18 protein-coding genes and 1 other annotated feature are annotated in these 19958 nt (G+C 37.4%); of the genes, 16 read left to right on the top strand and 2 right to left on the bottom strand.

What is annotated here, in order from left to right; all coding sequences use genetic code 11:
- The first annotated feature begins 6 nt into the window (after positions 1-6).
- Positions 7-396: an FxsA family protein gene (locus ACFSBH_RS07730; protein WP_379596965.1), complete on the top strand. Its 390-nt coding sequence runs from the start codon at positions 7-9 to the stop codon at positions 394-396.
- Here ACFSBH_RS07730 and ytvI read toward each other — a convergent pair.
- Positions 393-1505: a sporulation integral membrane protein YtvI gene (ytvI, locus tag ACFSBH_RS07725; RefSeq protein ID WP_251514992.1), complete on the bottom strand. Its 1113-nt coding sequence runs from the start codon at positions 1503-1505 to the stop codon at positions 393-395. The two genes, ACFSBH_RS07730 and ytvI, sit on opposite strands and share 4 nt — an antisense overlap.
- Positions 1506-1787: 282 nt before the next feature.
- Here ytvI and citZ point away from each other — a divergent pair, with 282 nt between their 5' ends.
- The 14 genes from citZ (at position 1788) to ACFSBH_RS07655 (ending at position 19143) form a co-directional block, all read left to right on the top strand.
- Entirely contained in the window at positions 1788-2909 is a 1122-nt protein-coding gene (citZ, locus tag ACFSBH_RS07720) for a citrate synthase (protein ID WP_251514974.1), read from the top strand.
- Positions 2910-2988: 79 nt separating this feature from the next.
- A complete protein-coding gene (gene icd, locus ACFSBH_RS07715) occupies positions 2989-4257 on the top strand; it encodes an NADP-dependent isocitrate dehydrogenase (protein WP_251514971.1) in 1269 nt (422 codons plus the stop codon).
- Between the two features lie 429 nt (positions 4258-4686).
- Positions 4687-5382 (top strand): response regulator transcription factor, encoded by a 696-nt coding sequence (locus tag ACFSBH_RS07710; protein ID WP_251514969.1) that lies wholly within the window; start codon positions 4687-4689, stop codon positions 5380-5382.
- A 95-nt stretch (positions 5383-5477) separates the two neighbouring features.
- Positions 5478-6740: a two-component system histidine kinase PnpS gene (gene pnpS, locus ACFSBH_RS07705; RefSeq protein WP_379596961.1), complete on the top strand. Its 1263-nt coding sequence runs from the start codon at positions 5478-5480 to the stop codon at positions 6738-6740.
- 174 nt (positions 6741-6914) lie between these two features.
- Positions 6915-9554 carry a DNA polymerase I gene (gene polA / locus ACFSBH_RS07700; protein WP_251514965.1) on the top strand — a complete coding sequence of 880 codons (2640 nt, stop codon included), beginning with the start codon at positions 6915-6917 and terminating at the stop codon, positions 9552-9554.
- A gap of 14 nt (positions 9555-9568) precedes the next feature.
- Entirely contained in the window at positions 9569-10396 is an 828-nt protein-coding gene (gene mutM, locus ACFSBH_RS07695; protein WP_251514963.1) for a DNA-formamidopyrimidine glycosylase, read from the top strand.
- 11 nt (positions 10397-10407) lie between these two features.
- Entirely contained in the window at positions 10408-11019 is a 612-nt protein-coding gene (coaE, locus tag ACFSBH_RS07690; protein ID WP_251514960.1) for a dephospho-CoA kinase, read from the top strand.
- A gap of 176 nt (positions 11020-11195) precedes the next feature.
- On the top strand, positions 11196-12230 hold the full coding sequence (locus ACFSBH_RS07685; RefSeq protein ID WP_251514956.1) for a glyceraldehyde-3-phosphate dehydrogenase: 1035 nt from the start codon (positions 11196-11198) through the stop codon (positions 12228-12230).
- Positions 12231-12395: 165 nt separating this feature from the next.
- A complete protein-coding gene (gene nrdR, locus ACFSBH_RS07680; protein WP_251514952.1) occupies positions 12396-12869 on the top strand; it encodes a transcriptional regulator NrdR in 474 nt (157 codons plus the stop codon).
- 16 nt (positions 12870-12885) lie between these two features.
- Positions 12886-14211, top strand: a complete 1326-nt coding sequence (locus ACFSBH_RS07675) for a replication initiation and membrane attachment family protein (protein ID WP_285853769.1) — start codon at positions 12886-12888, stop codon at positions 14209-14211.
- A 26-nt stretch (positions 14212-14237) separates the two neighbouring features.
- Complete coding sequence (gene dnaI / locus ACFSBH_RS07670; protein WP_251514946.1) at positions 14238-15164, top strand: primosomal protein DnaI; 927 nt, start codon at positions 14238-14240, stop codon at positions 15162-15164.
- A 134-nt stretch (positions 15165-15298) separates the two neighbouring features.
- Positions 15299-16156 (top strand): sporulation protein YtxC, encoded by an 858-nt coding sequence (ytxC, locus tag ACFSBH_RS07665; protein WP_379596956.1) that lies wholly within the window; start codon positions 15299-15301, stop codon positions 16154-16156.
- Positions 16157-16227: 71 nt separating this feature from the next.
- Positions 16228-16462, top strand: a binding site (T-box leader).
- A gap of 205 nt (positions 16463-16667) precedes the next feature.
- On the top strand, positions 16668-18611 hold the full coding sequence (thrS, locus tag ACFSBH_RS07660; protein ID WP_251514940.1) for a threonine--tRNA ligase: 1944 nt from the start codon (positions 16668-16670) through the stop codon (positions 18609-18611).
- A 220-nt stretch (positions 18612-18831) separates the two neighbouring features.
- Positions 18832-19143, top strand: coding sequence for a YlaH-like family protein (locus tag ACFSBH_RS07655; RefSeq protein ID WP_251514936.1), 312 nt, complete (start codon positions 18832-18834; stop codon positions 19141-19143).
- A gap of 38 nt (positions 19144-19181) precedes the next feature.
- On the opposite strand, the gene ACFSBH_RS07650 is transcribed toward ACFSBH_RS07655, so the two are convergent.
- A complete protein-coding gene (locus ACFSBH_RS07650) occupies positions 19182-19385 on the bottom strand; it encodes a YlaI family protein (protein WP_251514933.1) in 204 nt (67 codons plus the stop codon).
- A gap of 142 nt (positions 19386-19527) precedes the next feature.
- Here ACFSBH_RS07650 and ACFSBH_RS07645 point away from each other — a divergent pair, with 142 nt between their 5' ends.
- Positions 19528-19815, top strand: coding sequence for a hypothetical protein (locus ACFSBH_RS07645; RefSeq protein WP_251514929.1), 288 nt, complete (start codon positions 19528-19530; stop codon positions 19813-19815).
- Positions 19816-19958 lie beyond the last annotated feature (143 nt).

The following is a 19958-nucleotide window of genomic DNA, read 5'->3' as shown; positions in this document are numbered from 1 at the left end:
GATATCATGCGTTGGTTAATAATCGGTTTTGGTGTGTTTTCCTTAATTGAAATTGGTTTACTTATCTGGATTGGCAGCAACACAGGGGTATGGCCGCTGCTTCTATTCATCATATTAACAGCTCTACTCGGATTTGCTGTTGGCAGGAAGCAAGGTTTCAAAACATGGGAACGAGCATCACAATCCATGCAATCAAACCAAGTGCCGGCGGCGGAAATAGTAGATGGTCTCTGTATCATCGTTGGTTCCTTATTATTGATTGCACCAGGATTGATATCAGATATTATTGGATTGACTTTTCTATTACCTTTTTCACGATCTATGTGCAAGCGGATAGTTTCGAAATTACTCTATAAACTTGTTCAAAAAGGTCCGATAATATATCGCCGATTTTAAGTTTTTCCGTTGATATAACCTATTAGCCATCGAAACAACCCGGCATCGATAAGTCCTTTAAGGATAATGATGGCAAATGGAGCAAGCAATAAGCCTAGGACTCCCCATATTCTCATGCCGATAAAAGCAGCAACGAGCCAGGCGAGTGGGTGAATTGCCATATTCATTGAATATATTTTTGGTTCGATCAATTGTCTTGTGATAATCACAATTCCATACACAATGGATAGTCCAATTGTCATCGGATAGTCAGCTGTTATAAAGGAGTAGCCGATCCAAGGTATGAACAATAAGCCTGTCCCCAGAAATGGGATTAAATCGACAAGAATCATAAATAGAGCGATGGTAAGAGCATGTTTGACTCCGATAATGGATAGACCAAGGAATATCAAATGAAAGGATATGGCTACCAAAATGAATTGTGCTTTTAAATAACCTAGTGTTGATTTCTTAAGATGATAGACGATATGTTGGAGCTTAGTAGATACTTTTATTGGAATATGTTTGGCAAAAAAGTGTTTGATTCCTGGGTAATCTGCTGATAATAAAAAACTGGCCAGCAAAATGAAGAAAGTCACGGTTATCGATTCTGGTATCGCTGCAAGATTACGAGGTATGGCGAATAACAAACTTTGAAAAAACATGCCAACAAGACCTGCAACATGTTTGAATAAATCTGTAATATACTCCTCAACAAAAAGTTGATCATCCGCTGTCAATTGATTAAAGAGTAATAATATCTGTTCATAGATTGGCAGAATCCTCTGAGTGAAAAACTGATCCATAATTGTCCCGAATTGATGAAGCTGTTCTGGAAGAATTTCTGCAAGATAAGCTATTCCTTCATAAATCTCTGTAACAACCATAAACAATATTCCTATGCCAACCAATAATAGAGTCAGCAGTGTGAGGATACTTGCCAATGCTCTTGGAAGCTTGAGGTTTGTATGTAAAAATTTGACTGCTGGTTCCATAAGATATGCGATAAGAAAAACAATGATCATGGGAAATATAAGAGAAAAAGTATAGCGGAAAATAAAATATATACTGACAATGAGAAGTAAAATGATGCATAATTTTAATGTTTTTGTTAAAATTGACTTGTCCATTAAAAATCCCCCAAAAACTTCGGTTCTTTCTATACATATGTTTTTAATAGAAATATTAGACTAAAAATTCAGGAATTCAGCTAATTTTTCTGTGTTTAAACGCTTTCAATTCACTTTATGCGTCATTTCCTATATAATGGACTTGGGGTAGACAATATTATATGATCAGTCTATTAAATATATGAAAATACATGAATATATAAGTTTAATGCCTTTTTAAATATAATATTGTCGCAAGAAAGTTAGAGTGAACAAATATATAGAAAAAGGAGAGGTTTTGTTATGACAACACCAACTAAGGGGTTAGAAGGAGTAGTAGCTGCTGAGTCTTCAATCAGTTCCATTATTGATGACCAATTGACATATGTCGGTATCCCAATTGATGATTTAGCAGAAAATGCGAGCTTTGAAGAAGTAGTTTATCTGCTTTGGAATTTAAAGCTTCCTAATGAAACTGAGTTAGAAGAGATAAGAAAAGCATTGGTTGAAAACATGAAAGTGCCAGAGGGTCTCATTGCACATTTAAAGTCTTATGACCTTAAATCGGTTCATCCAATGGCAGCATTACGTACAGCTGTTTCGTATATGTCATTGTATGACGAAAACCCTGAAAAACTGGACAGGGAATCCAATTTGAAGCGTGCTATCCGTATTCAAGGGAATTTAGGTGCAATTGTGACAGCGTTTGCACGTCTCCGTAATGGGGAAGAACCTGTTCAGCCTAAACCGGAATATACTTTTGCTGAAAACTTTATTTATATGTTAAATGGTAGAGCACCTAAAGATATTGAAGTTGAAGCAATTGATAAAGCACTTGTGCTTCACGCAGATCATGAATTGAATGCTTCAACCTTTACAGCACGTGTATGTGTAGCAACGCTATCTGATATGTATTCAGGCATCACTGCTGCTATCGGTGCATTGAAGGGCCCACTCCATGGTGGAGCAAATGAAGCGGTAATGAAGATGTTGACTGAAATTGGCGAAGTGGATAACGCTATTCCTTATGTAAAAGATAAACTAGCAAATAAAGAAAAGATTATGGGAATGGGTCACCGTGTCTATCGAAATGGAGATCCGCGCGCTAAACATTTAAAAGAAATGTCTCGACAGCTTACTGAATTAGTGGGCGAAGAGAAATGGTTTGAGATGAGTATTAAAATAGAAGACTATATAAAAGAAGAAAAAGGATTGCCTGCAAACGTAGACTTCTACAGTGCATCCGTATATCACAGCTTAGGTATTGATCATGATTTATTCACTCCGATTTTTGCAGTTAGCCGTACATCTGGTTGGCTGGCACATATTCTTGAACAATATGAGAATAACCGCTTAATCCGTCCGCGTGCAGATTACGTAGGCCCAGAACATGCGAAGTTTATTCCACTTGAAAATCGAGAGTAATTAAGTTATAGATAGATAGTAGGGATAGCTGGATCACATATCCAGCTATTCTTAATGAATATACATAGGAGGTTGTGTCATGACACAGGGAGAAAAGATTGTAGTAGAAAATGGGGTATTGAATGTACCAAATAACCCAATTGTTCCTTTTATTGAAGGAGATGGAACTGGTCCGGATATTTGGGCAGCTGCAAGTCGTGTAATCGATGCTGCAGTTGAAAAAGCTTATAATGGTGAAAAGAAAATTGAATGGTTAGAAGTTTATGCGGGTGAGAAAGCATTCAATAAATTTGGTGAATGGTTACCTCAAGAAACGCTTGATAAAATTGATGAATATAAAATTGCAATTAAAGGACCTCTTACAACTCCAATTGGAGGAGGATTCCGTTCATTAAACGTTGCATTACGTCAAGAACTAGATTTATATACTTGCTTACGTCCAGTACGTCATTTCAGCGGAGTTCCTTCACCTGTAAAGCGTCCTGAAGACGTTGATATGGCTGTTTTCCGCGAGAATACAGAGGATATCTACGCTGGTATCGAATGGGAAAAAGGCTCTGAAGAAGTGAAAAAAGTAATTGATTTCCTTCAAAACGAAATGGGCGTTAAAAATATCCGCTTCCCAGAAACTTCTGGTATTGGAATTAAACCAGTATCTGAAGAAGGAACAAAACGTCTAGTACGTTCTGCTATCGAATATGCCATCAATGAAGGCCGTAAGAGTGTTACGCTTGTACATAAAGGTAACATCATGAAATTTACAGAAGGTGCTTTCAAACAGTGGGGTTATGAAGTAGCTGAGGAAGAATTCGGCGATAAAGTATTCACTTGGGCTGAATATGACCGCATTGTTGAAAAAGATGGAAAAGACGCTGCTAATAAAGCACAGGATGATGCAGTATCAGCTGGTAAAATCATCATTAAAGATGCTATCGCAGATATTTTCCTACAACAAATTTTAACTCGTCCAAGAGAATTTGATGTAGTTGCTACTATGAACCTAAACGGAGATTACATTTCTGATGCACTTGCTGCACAAGTAGGCGGAATCGGAATTGCTCCTGGAGCAAACATCAACTATGACACAGGACATGCAATCTTTGAAGCTACACATGGTACTGCGCCTAAGTATGCTGGCTTAGATAAAGTTAACCCGTCATCTGTTATCTTATCTGCAGTGTTGATGCTAGAGCATTTAGGCTGGAGAGAAGCAGCAGATCTAATTACAGCGTCAATGGACAAGACGATTGAATCAAAAGTAGTAACTTATGACTTCGCACGTCTAATGGACGACGCAACGGAAGTTAAATGCTCTGAATTCGCAGACGAGCTAATCAAAAATCTATAAGACATATAACAAAGCCACCATTTTATGAAATTCATAGAATGGTGGTTTTATTTTTGTGAAAACAACTTTGTCTCAGCGGCTTTTCTTTTGGAGGTCCCGCAGTTTAAATACCTCTCGCTTTCCGCAGGCGGCCCGCGAGCCCCCGACGCACAGGACGTGTCGTTCTTAGTCTGGCTCTCTTCACTGCGGGGGCTCACCAGCCACATGGAAAGCGAAGGTGTATCGGGGCTGCGGACTTAGGTAGGGACTATGAATATTACTATTCAACTCAATATTATATTCTTCACCATATGCGTCAATAATAATTTACTGTAAACTATGTTAAAATTACTTAATATTAAGGTATTTGTTATACTCAACTTAAGTTTCAATGTTAAGATAGAGTTGTATTAATAGATAACTAGTTATAAGAGGAGACGAGGATTTACAATGAGTCAAAAAATTCTTATCGTAGATGATGAAAAACCAATTGTTACATTATTAAAATACAATCTAGAAAAATCAGGGTTTACAACAGACGAAGCATATAACGGAGCTGAAGCTGTCCAAAAAGCAGAGACAAATGATTATGACTTGATTGTTTTAGATCTAATGCTACCAGAAATGGATGGAATTGAAGTATGTAAATATTTAAGAAACAATAAGATTGAAACACCAATCCTCATGCTCACTGCAAAAGATGAAGAATTTGATAAAGTACTGGGGTTGGAACTTGGGGCAGATGATTATTTGACGAAACCATTCAGCCCTAAAGAGGTAATCGCAAGAATAAAAGCTATACTGAGACGGACCACAAAAGCAAATCAGAACAGCTTTAGTTCTATTTCAGTCGGAAACATAACCATCTTCCCAGAAAGATATGAAGCGGAAATGGATGGAAAAGTAGTCACCTTCACTCGAAAAGAATTTGAGTTGTTATATTTCTTAGCTAAAAATAAAGGGAAAGTAATATCACGAGATCAGTTGCTGAGCGGTGTATGGGATTATGATTTTGTAGGAGATACCCGTATCGTCGATGTCCATATAAGTCATTTGCGAGATAAAATCGAGCCGGATACAAAAAAACCAATTTACATTAAGACTATCCGTGGTCTCGGTTATAAAATGGAGGAACCTGCTCGATGAGAGCACCATTTTCAAAAATATTACTCTCCTACGTAATAAGTTTGTTTTTTATTTTACTTGTTGCAGGACTAATAATTTCTACCTTTGTTGAAAACATGATTTTTTTAATTGCTGTTTTAATTATCGTGTATGTGATAGTTTGCAGTATGTTTATTAGGATTCACCATGATTATATTCATCCAATTAGTAAAGCATCAAAAACAATAGAAGAAATTACAAAAGGAAATTACCAAGCGAGGTTTCATTTCACAAGAAATTCTCTGCTTGGTAATCTAAGTAATCGTATCAATAGGCTTGCTAGGGAGTTGACTGAGTTTTCACTTCAAGAACAAATTCAATCGGAGCAATTATCGACCCTAATAGATAATACGGAGAGTGGGTTGGTATTGCTTGATGAAAAAGGCTATATCCATTTAGTGAATCGTAAGTTTGTGGATTACTTTGGTAAGTCGGAGAAGGATTATATTGGTTCTATCTACCATAAAGTATTGGAGAATGAGACTGTTCAAGATGCAATACAGAAAGTGTTCTTGTATGAAACGAATGTAAAAGACTCATTTAAGCATTATATCGGAATAGAAAAGTTTTATATAGAAATCTCTGGTGCTCCGATTATTAATGAGAGGAACATGCTGAAAGGTGCGGTATTGGTTCTTCATGACATAACCGAGTTGAAAAAACTGGAGGGAATGCGTAAAGATTTTGTAGCTAACGTATCACATGAATTGCGTACTCCTATTACTTCCATAAAAGGGTTCTCCGAGACATTGCTTGATGGAGCGATGCAAGACCCTGATATAAGTAAAGAATTTCTTCAAATCATATACAATGAAAGTAACCGAATTCAGCTGTTGATTGAAGATTTACTTGCACTCTCCAAGTTAGAGAGTGATAATTTCCGTCTCGTACTCCATAAAATAAATGCAATTGAATTAGTTGAATCATTGACTCCGGCTATTATGTATAAAGCTGAGGAAAAAGGCATTACTTTTACCCAAGATATTGAAGATATCGACATTAAAGCGGACAAGGATCGGATCACTCAAGTCATTATTAATTTAATTGATAATGCACTTCACTATACACCGGAAGAAGGTACAGTCGCTTTAAGGGTTTATCAAGCAAAAGATAGGATAAAAATAGAAGTTTCCGATACGGGAATTGGAATACCGGAAAAGGAATTGCCGCGAATCTTCGAAAGGTTCTATCGGATTGATAAAGCGAGAACAAGAAATTCAGGCGGTACAGGCTTAGGTCTTGCTATTGTCAAACATATTATCGAAGTCCATGATGGAGAAATCCTCATTGATAGTGAAGTTGATAAAGGCACTATCATTACTGTTTGCTTACCAACATAATTCATTATATCTGTCAGCATAAGTGTACATTACTTATGCTTTTTTTGTGTATAAATACAAAATAGCCCTATTACTAGACCGACCATCCTTACGAGTCTGAATTTCGTTATTTTTTCATTTCTATCCATACAATGATAAAATGAACATAACTAGAAAGCTAATGGAGGAGTCCAAATGTCAAAAAAGTTAGTGTTAATAGATGGGAACAGTATTATTTACCGTGCATTCTTTGCATTACCCTTGTTGAATAACGATAAGGGAGTGTATACAAATGCCGTCTATGGCTTTACGACGATGTTGCTACGCATCTTGGAAGAGGAAAAACCAACTCATATGTTAGTAGCCTTTGATGCAGGTAAAACAACATTTCGTCATAAAACCTATAAAGAATATAAAGGTGGTAGACAAAAAACTCCACCTGAATTATCCGAGCAATTCCCGATTGTTAGAGAGTTACTCGATGCTTTCCACATTCCTCATTATGAACTGGATCAATATGAGGCTGATGACATTATCGGTACATTATCAAAAGTTACTGATACTGCAGATTGGGAAGTAACTGTCATATCAGGGGACAAGGACCTTTTACAGCTCGTATCCGACAATGTAACTGTGCATGTTACGAGAAAAGGGATTAGTGAGGTTGATAAATATACACCGCAGTATTTACATGAAAAAATGGGGATTACACCAGATCAAATCATCGACTTAAAGGCGTTGATGGGAGATAACTCTGATAATATTCCAGGAGTACCTGGGGTCGGGGAGAAAACAGCATTAAAATTATTGAAAGAATACCCGACTTTAGAAGAAGTTTACGAAAATATCGATTCTCTTGGTGGGAAAAAATTAAAAGAAAACCTTACAAATTATAAAGATGAAGCTTTTATGAGTAAGGAGCTAGTAACCATCAATCGAGAATCCCCAATCGAAGTTAAAATTGATGAAATCACGTATAATGGCTACGAGGAAAATAAAGTCACTAAGGTATTTAAAGAACTTGGCTTCAATTCCTTGTTGAATAAAATATCAGGTTCCATTGATGAAGAATCAGGCGTAGCAGTTGAAATGACTGCAATAGATATGGAAATTGTTTCTGAAGTGAAGGAAGAGATGTTCACCGAGTATTCTGCTTTAGTAGTTGAGATTATTGAAGAAAACTATCATCAGTCTCCAATAATCGGGATCAGCATAGTAAATGAGTCTGGTAATTATTACATTCCAACGGAAGTGGCACTGAAATCTGATTTGTTTAAAACATGGGCAGAAGATTCCACTAAGAAAAAATCGGTGTTTGATGCGAAAGAAACGGTTGTTGCCTTGTTACGAAATGGAATACATCTCAAAGGAATCAGCTTCGATCTTCTACTGGCATCTTATCTGTTAAATCCTTCTGAGAACAATCATGATATACCTGCAATTGGCAGTCGTTTCGGCTACACAGATGTTCAATTTGATGAAGAAGTTTATGGGAAAGGTGCCAAGAGAAAAGTGCCAGAAGAGGACATTCTCGCTGAGCACATCGTTCGTAAGGCAATAGCTCTTGATAAATCCCAAGAAGGAATGGTTACGCAATTGAAGGAAAATGAGCAATATGAGTTGTTAGTCGAACTTGAAATGCCATTAGCCTTGATTCTTGGTGAAATGGAGCACCAAGGTGTTCTTGTCGATACCAATCAGCTGAAAGAGATGGAAATCGATTTAAAAGAAAGATTAAATACATTAATGGAAGAGATATACGAACTTGCTGGAGAAGAATTTAACATCAATTCACCGAAACAGCTTGGGCCTATTCTATTTGAGAAATTAGGACTTCCTGTTATCAAAAAGACAAAAACCGGCTATTCGACCGCTGCAGATGTTTTGGAACAACTCCAGCATGCACATGATATCATTCCAAAGATTCTTCTTTATCGTCAACTAGGTAAATTGCAGTCCACTTATATTGAAGGGTTATTAAAAGTGGTCAATAAAGAGACGAGTAAGATTCACACACGCTTTAATCAGGCACTTACTCAAACAGGTCGTCTCAGTTCAGTAGATCCTAACCTGCAAAATATACCGATTCGAATTGAAGAAGGAAGAAAGATTAGGAAGGCTTTTGTACCTTCTAAAGAGGACTGGATTATTTTTGCAGCTGACTATTCACAAATAGAATTAAGGATCCTCGCCCATATTGCTCAGGACGAAAAATTAGTGGATGCTTTTAATAATGATATGGATATCCACACGAGGACTGCGATGGATGTTTTCCATGTTGCAGAGGATGAAGTCACTTCAGACATGCGCAGGCAAGCAAAAGCGGTGAACTTCGGAATTGTTTATGGAATCAGTGACTACGGCCTATCACAAAGCCTTGGTACGACCCGGAAAGAAGCTAAGGATTTTATTGACAGATATTTTGCAAGCTTCCCTGGTGTCAAAGAGTATTTGGATAATGTTGTCCAAACCGCGAAACAACAAGGGTATGTAACAACGCTTATGAAGAGGAGAAGATACTTACCAGAAATTACAAGCCGTAACTTCAACCGCAGAAGCTTTGCAGAGCGGACGGCAATGAATACTCCAATTCAAGGTAGTGCAGCAGATATTATTAAAAAGGCGATGATCGATCTTCATCATAAATTACTGGATGAAAAACTTGAGGCAAGAATGTTGCTTCAAGTACATGATGAATTAATCTTGGAAGCACCAAAGACCGAATTGGATCGCTTAATAAAAATTGTACCAGCAATTATGGAGAATACCGTAGATTTATCAGTTCCGCTTAAAGTGGATTATGAATACGGCAATAGTTGGTTTGATGCTAAGTAAGGAGATAGGAAGTTATGCCAGAATTACCAGAGGTTGAAACGATTAAACGTACACTTGAACAATTAGTGTTAAATAAAACCATTGAAGCTGTCGATGTTCACTGGGGGAAAATCATAAAAGCACCCGATGATGTGGAACGGTTTAAACAGCTTTTAATCGGCCAAACATTTCGGAGGCTCGGTCGGAAAGGTAAGTTTCTATTATTTTATCTTGATGACTATGTTTTGGTTTCCCATTTAAGAATGGAAGGTAAATATCGGGTCTTGCCTGTATTAACGGAAAAAGACAAACATACACATGTCATTTTTACGTTTACGGATGGAGAAGCACTCTATTATAATGATGTCCGTAAATTCGGAACGATGCATCTATATCCGATTGGGGAAGAGATGAACCGTGCCCCACTGAAGAAATTGGGTCCGGAACCATTTGATTCAGCATTTACATTTGATTACTTTAAGCAAAAATTAAATAAAACAGAACGACTGATCAAGGCTGTGCTCCTTGATCAAACCATTGTTACTGGCTTGGGAAATATTTATGTGGATGAGACTTTATTTAAAGCACGTGTACATCCGATGAGAAGGGCCAATACCCTCTCTGATGAGGAAATCAAAAGAATTCGTGAGGCCGCAATTATTACATTGAAGGAAGCTGTGGAACTTGGAGGGACGACCATTCGCTCCTATGTCAATTCTCAAGGTGAAATGGGAATGTTCCAGCAAGAACTTTATGTGTATGGTCAACAAACGAAGGCATGTAAAGATTGTGGAGAAGAAATAATCAAACTGAAAGTGGCTGGCAGAGGCACTCATATATGTGCTGCATGTCAGCCTCTGTAAGGGGGGATTAGATGAGTTTGGTCATCGGCTTAACGGGTAGCATCGCCACCGGTAAAAGCACAGTGTCATCCATGTTTACAAAACTTGATATTCCAGTAATCGATGCAGATAAACTGGCAAGAGAAGTTGTTGAACCGGGCGAAGAAGCTTATGAACGTATTGTAGAATCATTCGGGGAAAAAATACTCCTTGAAGATCGAACCATTGACCGAAATCGATTAGGTGAAATTGTTTTTTCCAATGAGTCCAAGCGAAAGCAATTAAATGAAATTGTGCATCCAGCCATTCGCAAAAGAATGCTTGAACAAAGAGATGCATGTATTGAAGCGGGAGAGAGATGTGTAGTATTGGATATTCCGTTATTAATTGAAAGTAAGCTTGAGCATCTTGTTGAAAAGATACTAGTTGTATATGTTGATGAGAAAACACAATTGGAACGGTTAATGGCTAGAAACGACTTTACAAAAGAAGAAGCGATGCAAAGAATCAATTCGCAGATACCTGTAGAGAAAAAAGCAGAGCTCGCTGATGCAATTATTGATAACAGAGGTTCCATTCAAGATTCATTTGAACAATTAAAAGACATACTAAAAGAATGGAATATAGTGGAACGTGGATTGTAGAGCTTAAACGTGCCAAATTGACCAATTATTGCATACGATATACCATCAGAACCAACATTCGTAATATTATAACATTATATTTACTTTAAATATGACGCACATTTAACCTGAAATGTGTTATACTAATTACAGAAATACATAATTAGTATAACTTTATTGGGAGGAATGGGGTTACAATGGATAAGATTCGTATTGCAATAAATGGGTTTGGTCGTATCGGGAGAATGGTTTTTCGTCAGGCAATTGTAGATGAACAGTTTGATGTAGTAGCTATAAACGCGAGTTATCCACCTGAAACACTAGCGCATTTAGTTAAATATGACAGTGTCCATGGTATTTTTAACGGAGAAGTGAAAGCGCTTGATAACTCAATTCAAGTTAATGATAAAGAGATTAAGCTTGTTAGCTCCAGGGAGCCGGATAAGCTTCCTTGGAATAAGTTGGATATAGATGTTGTTGTGGAAGCAACGGGAAAATTTACTACGAATGAAACTGCTGGACTTCACCTTCAAGCTGGAGCGAAAAAGGTTGTCATTACGGCACCTGGTAAAGAAATTGATAAAACGATTGTAATGGGTGTCAATGATAATGAGTATGATAGTGAAGTACACCATATTATTTCCAATGCTTCTTGTACTACTAACTGTTTAGCACCGGTAGTAAAGATATTGGATGATCGTTTTCAAATAGTAAATGGATTAATGACAACGGTCCATGCTTTTACAAATGATCAGAAAAACCTTGATAATCCACATAAAGATCTTCGCCGAGCGAGGGGCTGTACTCAATCGATCATTCCGACTTCCACTGGTGCTGCAAAGGCGCTTGGAGTAGTATTGCCACATCTGAACGGTAAATTACACGGAATGGCACTGCGTGTTCCGACACCAGATGTATCACTTGTGGATTTGGTTGTTGATGTGGAAGAGAGTGTTACAGCTGAAGAGGTAAATCAGGCATTCAAGGAAGCTGCGGAGAATGGCTACCATGGAATTGTTCAATTTACGGAGGAACCACTCGTGTCTGTCGATTTCACTACAACGGATTATTCAGCAGTAGTTGATGGATTATCGACTATGGTAATGGGGGAAAATAAGATAAAGGTTCTGGCATGGTATGATAATGAATGGGGTTATTCTGCACGTGTGCTAGATTTAACAAAACTTGTTGGTGTAAATTTGACGAATAAAGAAACAGCTAAAATATCCTGATAGAATCTAAATATAAGATGCATCTTATCCATTGTTATATGGAAATTAAGATGCATCTTTTTTAGGATGAATAGAACATTTGGCTAAAACGTGTTAAAATAGAGGATATCTATTTTATCGCCTACATATTGGAATGTAAATTGACGACAGAGGGGTGAGTGAAAATTGCGCTGTCCAAACTGTGAATATAAAAATACAAAGGTTACTGATTCACGACCAATTGAAGATGGAAAAGCTATTCGCCGTCGAAGAGAATGTGAGAAATGTGGTCAACGTTTTACTACATTTGAAAGAATGGAAGAAGTTCCGTTAATTGTCGTGAAGAAAGATGGAATGAGGCAGGAGTTCTCACGTGAAAAACTTACCAGAGGCCTAATCCGTGCCTGTGAGAAGAGACCAGTTCCTGTGGAAACCATTGAAACTATTGCATTGGAAGTAGAGAAGGAATTGCGTGGTCTCGGATCTTCAGAGGTTGATTCGAAACTCGTTGGCGAAATGGTGATGGAAAGACTTTCTAAGGTTGATGAAGTGGCCTATGTTCGCTTTGCCTCTGTGTATCGTCAATTTAAAGATGTATCTGTCTTTTTAGATGAACTTAAGGAATTAATTAGTAGTGACAAGCAAGAAAAGGAAGAGTAAAAGGGTGAAAATCGTGATGAGAATAGGACAACTACTACCAGTAGACGGATACTTTGTAAGGTTGCAAGAAGCGTTGCCAGAGAACTTTTTACAATCTTTGACCCACTTATACCAGCCGCTCATTGGTCCTGAGGCATTAATGCTCTATCAAACCTTAATCAATGAAGTGCCGTTACAGGAAGAATCAACACCACAAACTCATCATACATTAATGAATTATTTAATGTTGCCACTTGATCAAATCTATGAAGCCAGACGGAAATTAGAGGCTATCGGATTACTTCGAACGTATAAGAAACAAGACGATGGGATGACGATTTACACATATGATCTCCAATCTCCTTATGATCCGAATAGTTTTTTTGAGGATGCTATGTTTTCATCCCTCCTGTACCATTATATCGGTAGTCAGAAATTTGATAGGTTAAAAGATTTCTTTACAGTGGAAGTGCAACCTGAAGTCGGTGAAAATATTACAGCTGATTTTCAAGAGGTTTTCCAGACTACAGAAACAGCAAGTCTTGTTCAAGTTGCTGCTGGAGAAGAGGTAATGGTCGAAGAAGATGGAACTGTAGATTTTGAATGGCTTGAACATATGTTGAAACAACGGATGATACCTGTCCATCGTATACTGACAAAGGATAACCGTAAATTAATCACGCAGATGCTTGTTCTGTACGATTTAGAAAGCTTCGAAATTGATAAAGCCATTATCTGGTCTCTTACTGAAGAAAACCATCTTGACAGGGAAGAATTTAAGCAGGCTTGCCATGATATATATCGTGCCAAGAATGATAACAAACCGATCCGTTTGATTCCAAAAACGGAAACTTCCATTAATCAACAAACTGATAAAAAGCCATTAACAAGGGAAGAGCTGCTCATACAGGAGCTTGAAACCATCTCGCCAAAGCAACTTCTAGAAGATTTATCAAGTGGAAATTTTGCCTCTGAACAAGACATGAAGCTGATTAGTGATGTAATGACTACTCAAGGTCTTCCAGCCCCTGTAATGAATGTATTAATCCATTACGTGCTGCTCCAAACAAATATGAAGCTTTCAAGGGCATATATTGAAAAAATCGCTAGCCACTGGTCACGAGCTAAACTGAAGACCGCGAAAGAAGCTATGAATTTTGCTAAGCAAGAACGCGCAAACTATGAAAAGGCAAAAGCAAGACGCAAAGGTGGATATCAGAAGGTGGCAAGCAAAGATATCATTCCTGATTGGTATAAAGCAGGAAAACATAAAGAAAAACCTAAAGAGTCTCAATCCATCGATATGAATGAAGAGCAAAGGAAAGTAGCACAACTTCTCAAACAATTTTCTGAAGGAAATTAAACCAATCGTTTAAAGGATGATTTTTAGTGAAGCCAATTCAATCAAGCTTGAAAGCCTGGATGGCGCGCAGTGAAAGCTTTAAAGAAAACTATAATAAAATGAAAACAGAACTCTTGGAAGACGAAGAAATCAAAGAATTTATCGCGCTCCATCCAGAATTAAGTCAAAATGAAATAGACAAAAGTCTAGTCAAATTATACGAATATAAAACTCAATCAAAGCAGTGCAATCATTGTGCATCATTCGGTGAATGCAAAAACATGATTCAAGGCTATTCTCCAATCCTTCAAGTGGAGAATGAAGAAATACACATTCGATATGAGAAGTGCCATAGCCGAATCATGTATGAAAAAGAACAAGAAAGTAATAAGCTCATTAGTAGTTTATATATGCCCAAAGAAATATTGGAAGCAAGAATGTCGGATATAGATAATGATGCATCCCGTACAAAAGTATTGCTGAAGGTTTTTGAATTCCTTAATGAAGCGAAGACCAAGCTTCCTAACAAAGGTCTTTATCTATATGGAATTTTTGGGGTCGGCAAGACGTTTCTATTAGGTGCGATAGCGAATGAGTTGAAAAAGTACAATATATCTTCCACGATTATTTATATGCCTGAGTTTGTACGTGAAATTAAAGCTTCATTAAAAGATGATTCTGTTAATGACAAAATTGATCTTTTTAAAAAGACGGATATCCTCATGTTGGACGACATTGGTGCAGAAATGCAATCAGCCTGGTTCCGCGATGAGATTTTAAGTTCCATTCTCCAGTATCGAATGATGGAAGGCTTACCTGTTTTCTTTACATCGAACTATGATTTGGAACAGCTCAAAGGGCATTTGGCAACCACTCGTTCAGGGACAGAGACGATAAAGGCAGCAAGGATTATTGAACGAATCGGACAGGTTAGTGAAGTGTTGCATTTGGAAGGGTATAATCGTAGAAATTAATAAAACTTCCTTCTAGTACAAGATACGATACTAGAAGGAAGTTTTTTATTTTTGTTTTCACTAGATTAACCAATCTTATCATTTTTCCATAAAGCCCTCCATATAATATAACAGTTTGGTTGTAGATGAGGGTGATGTTACGAATGGATATTTTCTTTGAATCAGACAAGGAGGTAATTTGCTTCTGTGAGCATGTATTCCAGCAAAACAAACAGATAGCCGTGCATTGGCAAGTGAATGAAAAATGGGGGAATCAACTGACGATCAACTATGAGCCTTTAAACGAAATTATATTTCAATCGATTGCAGTTTCCTTAGTCCATGTTTATATCAGCAATCGATTGCGGTCAGTAATCCATGAAATCATTCGAGATTCTTATTATTTTACCGATCATCATGAAATTGAAAAGATTTATGAGTTGGCGGAATGGATTGTAACAGGTGTGGATGAAGATAGTAAAATGTTAAGAAAGCATAAACATCCTGTTCAATTGTTGAGAGCGATTTTCCTCATGCATATTCGCAATGCACAGACAGTCCACTTTGATTCAATTGTACAGTTTGGGATGAAAGCCTTTAAAAAAGACCTGGTTCATTATATTGGACTAGCTATCGATGAGTTTAAACGGGAAGAGGAACATCAATCATTTATTAATACGTTAAGGGAATATGTTCATACAAAGGAACCAATGATTCCCTTAATACATGTAGTTGAAGGAAGTCCTTTCAGTTACTACAGTACGGTTGGCAGGCAACTTTCCAAAATTGAGTTACGTAACATCATGAAAAAAGCACCGCTTTATTTATTTGGCTTCCCAGAGGATGAGTGGAATTTAGCACCATTAATTGCCATGGCTCCAGAAAAGATAAACATGTATGTGGACGACCCTTCTAATCCAAAAACGCAGACTATCATCAATGTTTTTCAAGAACGAGTAATTTTAAAATCATTTAAGGATTTTCCTTATACTTATTCTTCCTATGAGCATTAATTCAAGTGAAAAATGAAGATAGGCTTGCTTTTCTAAAAAACGGGAGTTATAATACAATTAATTATTAAAAATGAGAAGCATTGACGAGGACATGATTGATTGAATCCCTGTATAGACAAGAGAAGAAAGCCTAGGCTGAAAGCTTTCTATATACAGTCAATTAATTACCACCTCCGAGCCCTACTATGGAAACCTTCAGTAAATAGTAGCGTATCATCTGCGTTAAAGATCAGAGCGATTTATGAGTTACTCATATTAATCGAAACATAGGGTGGAACCACGTTATAACCATATACCGTCCCTTTGCAGCAATGCAAAGGAACGGTTTTTTTATTTGGTTTATATTCGGTTCATTACACTTTTTTGTTTACAATCATCCTAGATGGATTTTANGTGGGAGCAGAGGCTCACCAGCCGCCCACGGAAAGCGAAGGTGTATTTGGGCTGCGGACCTCCAGAAGAAAGTTTATTATTTAGTTACTACCATTTTAAACATAGGAGATGAAAAGCAATGGCAGAATCAATTACTTTAACTTTCCCAGATGGAAATCAAAAAGAATTTCCAAAAGGTATAACAGGAGAAGAAGTTGCAGGCTCAATTTCCTCCGGTCTAAAAAAACAATCATTAGCAATTAAATTGGACGGAGAACCTCTAGACCTCCGCCGTCCCATAGAAAAAGGAGGAGAAATTCAAATCCTGACTTACAGAGATGATGAAGGGATAGACATCCTACGCCACTCATCAGCACACCTGCTCGCACAGGCGATTAAACGTCTTTACGGGGAAGTTCGATTTGGCGTTGGTCCAGTAATCGAAGAGGGCTTCTATTACGATATCGATATGGAGCACAAACTAACTCCAGAAGACTTGCCAAAAATTGAAAAAGAAATGAAAAAGATTATTGATGAAAATTTAGAGATTAAACGAGTGGAAGTTTCTCGCGCAGAAGCTAAGAAACGTTTTGAAGAGATTGGTGACCACTTAAAACTGGAATTGATTGACGCAATCCCTGAAGATGAACAGGTGACGATTTATGAACAAGGCGAATTCTTTGATTTATGCCGAGGAGTACATGTTCCGAGTACAAGCAAAATAAAGGCATTTAAGTTGCTCAGCATTTCAGGTGCGTATTGGAGAGGCGATAGTGATAACCAACAGCTCCAACGTATCTACGGTACAGCATTTGAAAAGAAATCCCATCTTGAAGAATATCTACGAATCCTGGAAGAAAGAAAAGAAAGAGATCATCGTAAATTAGGGAAAGAATTGGATCTGTTCACTGTCTCACAGAAGGTAGGTCAAGGGTTGCCGTTATGGTTGCCAAAAGGTGCGACAATCCGCCGTTTGATCGAGCGTTATATTGTTGATTTGGAAGAGAAACTTGGCTATGATCACGTCTATACTCCTGTACTTGGAAGTAAGGACCTTTATCAAACAAGCGGTCACTGGGATCATTATCAAGATGATATGTTCCCACCAATGGAGATGGATAATGAAACACTTGTATTGCGTCCGATGAACTGTCCACACCATATGATGGTGTTTAAAAATCAATTGTGGAGTTACCGCCAATTACCGGTACGAATTGCAGAATTAGGAACGATGCATCGTTATGAGATGAGTGGTGCATTAGCTGGTTTACAACGTGTTCGCGGGATGACGTTGAATGATGCACATATCTTTGCCAGACCTGATCAGTTAAAGGATGAATTCAAACGCGTTGTAGAATTAATCCAGCATGTGTATAAAGACTTCGGAATCGAGGATTACAGTTTCCGCCTTTCTTACCGTGACCCAGAAGATAAAGAAAAATATATTGATGATGATGCTATGTGGGAAATGACTCAGCGTCAATTGAAAGAAACGATGGAAGAGTTACAACTTGATTATGTGGAAGCGGAAGGGGAAGCGGCATTCTACGGGCCGAAATTGGATATTCAAGTGAAAACAGCTCTTGGTAAGGAAGAGACATTATCAACTGTCCAGCTTGATGTGTTGCTTCCTGAGCGTTTTGATTTGACATATATCGGGGAAGACGGTAAAGAACATCGCCCAGTTGTAATCCACCGTGGTGTAGTATCAACTATGGAACGTTTTGTTGCATTTCTTATTGAAGAATACAAAGGAGCATTTCCAACTTGGCTTGCTCCAGTACAAGTAAAAGTAATCCCAGTATCTCCTCAAGTCCATCTTGATTATGCGAAACAAGTTGCTGATGAACTGAGAAGAGAAGGAATCCGTACAGAACTTGACGAAAGAGACGAAAAAATCGGTTATAAAATTCGTCAGGCACAAACTGAGAAAGTCCCGTTCGCGCTGGTATTAGGGGATAGTGAGATTGAAGGGAAAGCAGTGACTTACAGACGATATGGCGAGAAAGCTACAACAACTGTTTCTACAGAAGAATTTAAAGAATTGTTGAAGGAAGAAATCGCCAATAAATCGACTAAATAAAAAAGATAACAGACAGCTATTTTGTAGCTGTCTGTTCTTTAATCTATAGTAAGTCGCAGTATACATTCCATTAATTCGCTATATGTATAATGATGGGAAAAACGGTAGGAAGGCTCGTATTCTGTTAGAGAAGTGTCATAAAATCACCTTCTTATACCTAGCATGATGCTGAAAGATTTAGTATGATAAAGAGAGTGATGATTAATGGGGGACAATATTTATGACTGGATCTTTTAGTATCGTATTGGATTATATTGTGGCAAATTATGGAGTACAAAATATTTTTTGGAAAATGTATATCATTAATCTCGTACTTTCTGCAATTGCTTATAAACTAGGTTTTGCAAGAAAATTGAGTTTGTGGAAAAACGTATTTGTCTACTTCATGCTATTTCTCGGTAATTACTTAACCACGATTTTCAGTATTATGAAAATGCCGATGACAGAGAGTTTAGTTATCATTGTAATCGTATTAACGATTTATCGGACAAGAATGTATATGCAAAGAAAAGCAAAAAACGCTTCATCATGAAGCGTTTTTTTGTTTTTCTGAATAATAAAACCAGATTGTCAAATATATTCATCTTCGTCTTGCTTATCACGGTATAAATGGAATTTGCCTGTATCATGACGTGCTTTTGTGTTGGATTCAACTCGATAATAACATTCGTCACACAGATACATATATGTACGACGATTCCTAAGGCGTTTTGCTTTAAATGAATCGTCAGGAATTTCATTTATATTATCACATATTGTACATTTAACTTGCATCTTTTCACCTCGGGACCTGTGATGTTGAAATAAGTATACCATAATCGGGAAAAACTAGGAAAATCTTTTTATAGAAGTATGTTTGATTCATTTGATTCGGGGAAATATATAGGTATCAAAAGAGGGAAAGGAAGGAAAGTCGATGAGAAAACGAAATATCATTACTGCAGTCGGTGCAAGTGTACTTGGAGCTGGTGCAGCAAGCTATTTACTGATGAATGATGAGAGAAAATCCAAAATCAAGGACAAAATTAATAACTTCATGAATAAACAAGATAACGAAGAACTGACGTTTGAAAAAGCAGGTCATCCGGATCAAGTGGATGCGAGAGATATTGCTGATTTGGAAAATTCAAAGATGGTATCTGAAGGCTCGCAATTCGGAGTTCAATACTATAATGAAAAAAGAGGAGAGACTCCACTTCAATAAAATCAGTCAGTAGTTGATAACATGGACTACAGTCAAGCGAGGCTGGGACAAAACCCCAGTAAATAGAAAATAGCTTCGCGCTTTTTGCGCGAAGCTATTTTCTATTTATCATAATTTTAGTAAACAAAAAGGACACCTTTTGA

The organism is Oceanobacillus luteolus, assembly GCF_042678205.1.
GTDB lineage: Bacteria > Bacillota > Bacilli > Bacillales > Amphibacillaceae > Oceanobacillus > Oceanobacillus luteolus.
This window is presented reverse-complemented; position numbering and strand designations above follow the sequence as displayed.

What these genes read in the sequence shown, in the direction of transcription:
- ACFSBH_RS07730 (WP_379596965.1), top strand. Translation starts at nt 7, where the DNA reads ATGCGTTGGTTAATAATCGGTTTTGGTGTGTTTTCCTTAATTGAAATT.
- ytvI (WP_251514992.1), bottom strand. Translation starts at nt 1,505, where the DNA reads ATGGACAAGTCAATTTTAACAAAAACATTAAAATTATGCATCATTTTA.
- citZ (WP_251514974.1), top strand. Translation starts at nt 1,788, where the DNA reads ATGACAACACCAACTAAGGGGTTAGAAGGAGTAGTAGCTGCTGAGTCT.
- icd (WP_251514971.1), top strand. Translation starts at nt 2,989, where the DNA reads ATGACACAGGGAGAAAAGATTGTAGTAGAAAATGGGGTATTGAATGTA.
- ACFSBH_RS07710 (WP_251514969.1), top strand. Translation starts at nt 4,687, where the DNA reads ATGAGTCAAAAAATTCTTATCGTAGATGATGAAAAACCAATTGTTACA.
- pnpS (WP_379596961.1), top strand. Translation starts at nt 5,478, where the DNA reads ATGATTTTTTTAATTGCTGTTTTAATTATCGTGTATGTGATAGTTTGC.
- polA (WP_251514965.1), top strand. Translation starts at nt 6,915, where the DNA reads ATGTCAAAAAAGTTAGTGTTAATAGATGGGAACAGTATTATTTACCGT.
- mutM (WP_251514963.1), top strand. Translation starts at nt 9,569, where the DNA reads ATGCCAGAATTACCAGAGGTTGAAACGATTAAACGTACACTTGAACAA.
- coaE (WP_251514960.1), top strand. Translation starts at nt 10,408, where the DNA reads ATGAGTTTGGTCATCGGCTTAACGGGTAGCATCGCCACCGGTAAAAGC.
- ACFSBH_RS07685 (WP_251514956.1), top strand. Translation starts at nt 11,196, where the DNA reads ATGGATAAGATTCGTATTGCAATAAATGGGTTTGGTCGTATCGGGAGA.
- ACFSBH_RS07675 (WP_285853769.1), top strand. Translation starts at nt 12,886, where the DNA reads ATGAGAATAGGACAACTACTACCAGTAGACGGATACTTTGTAAGGTTG.
- ytxC (WP_379596956.1), top strand. Translation starts at nt 15,299, where the DNA reads ATGTTACGAATGGATATTTTCTTTGAATCAGACAAGGAGGTAATTTGC.
- thrS (WP_251514940.1), top strand. Translation starts at nt 16,668, where the DNA reads ATGGCAGAATCAATTACTTTAACTTTCCCAGATGGAAATCAAAAAGAA.
- ACFSBH_RS07655 (WP_251514936.1), top strand. Translation starts at nt 18,832, where the DNA reads ATGACTGGATCTTTTAGTATCGTATTGGATTATATTGTGGCAAATTAT.
- ACFSBH_RS07650 (WP_251514933.1), bottom strand. Translation starts at nt 19,385, where the DNA reads ATGCAAGTTAAATGTACAATATGTGATAATATAAATGAAATTCCTGAC.
- ACFSBH_RS07645 (WP_251514929.1), top strand. Translation starts at nt 19,528, where the DNA reads ATGAGAAAACGAAATATCATTACTGCAGTCGGTGCAAGTGTACTTGGA.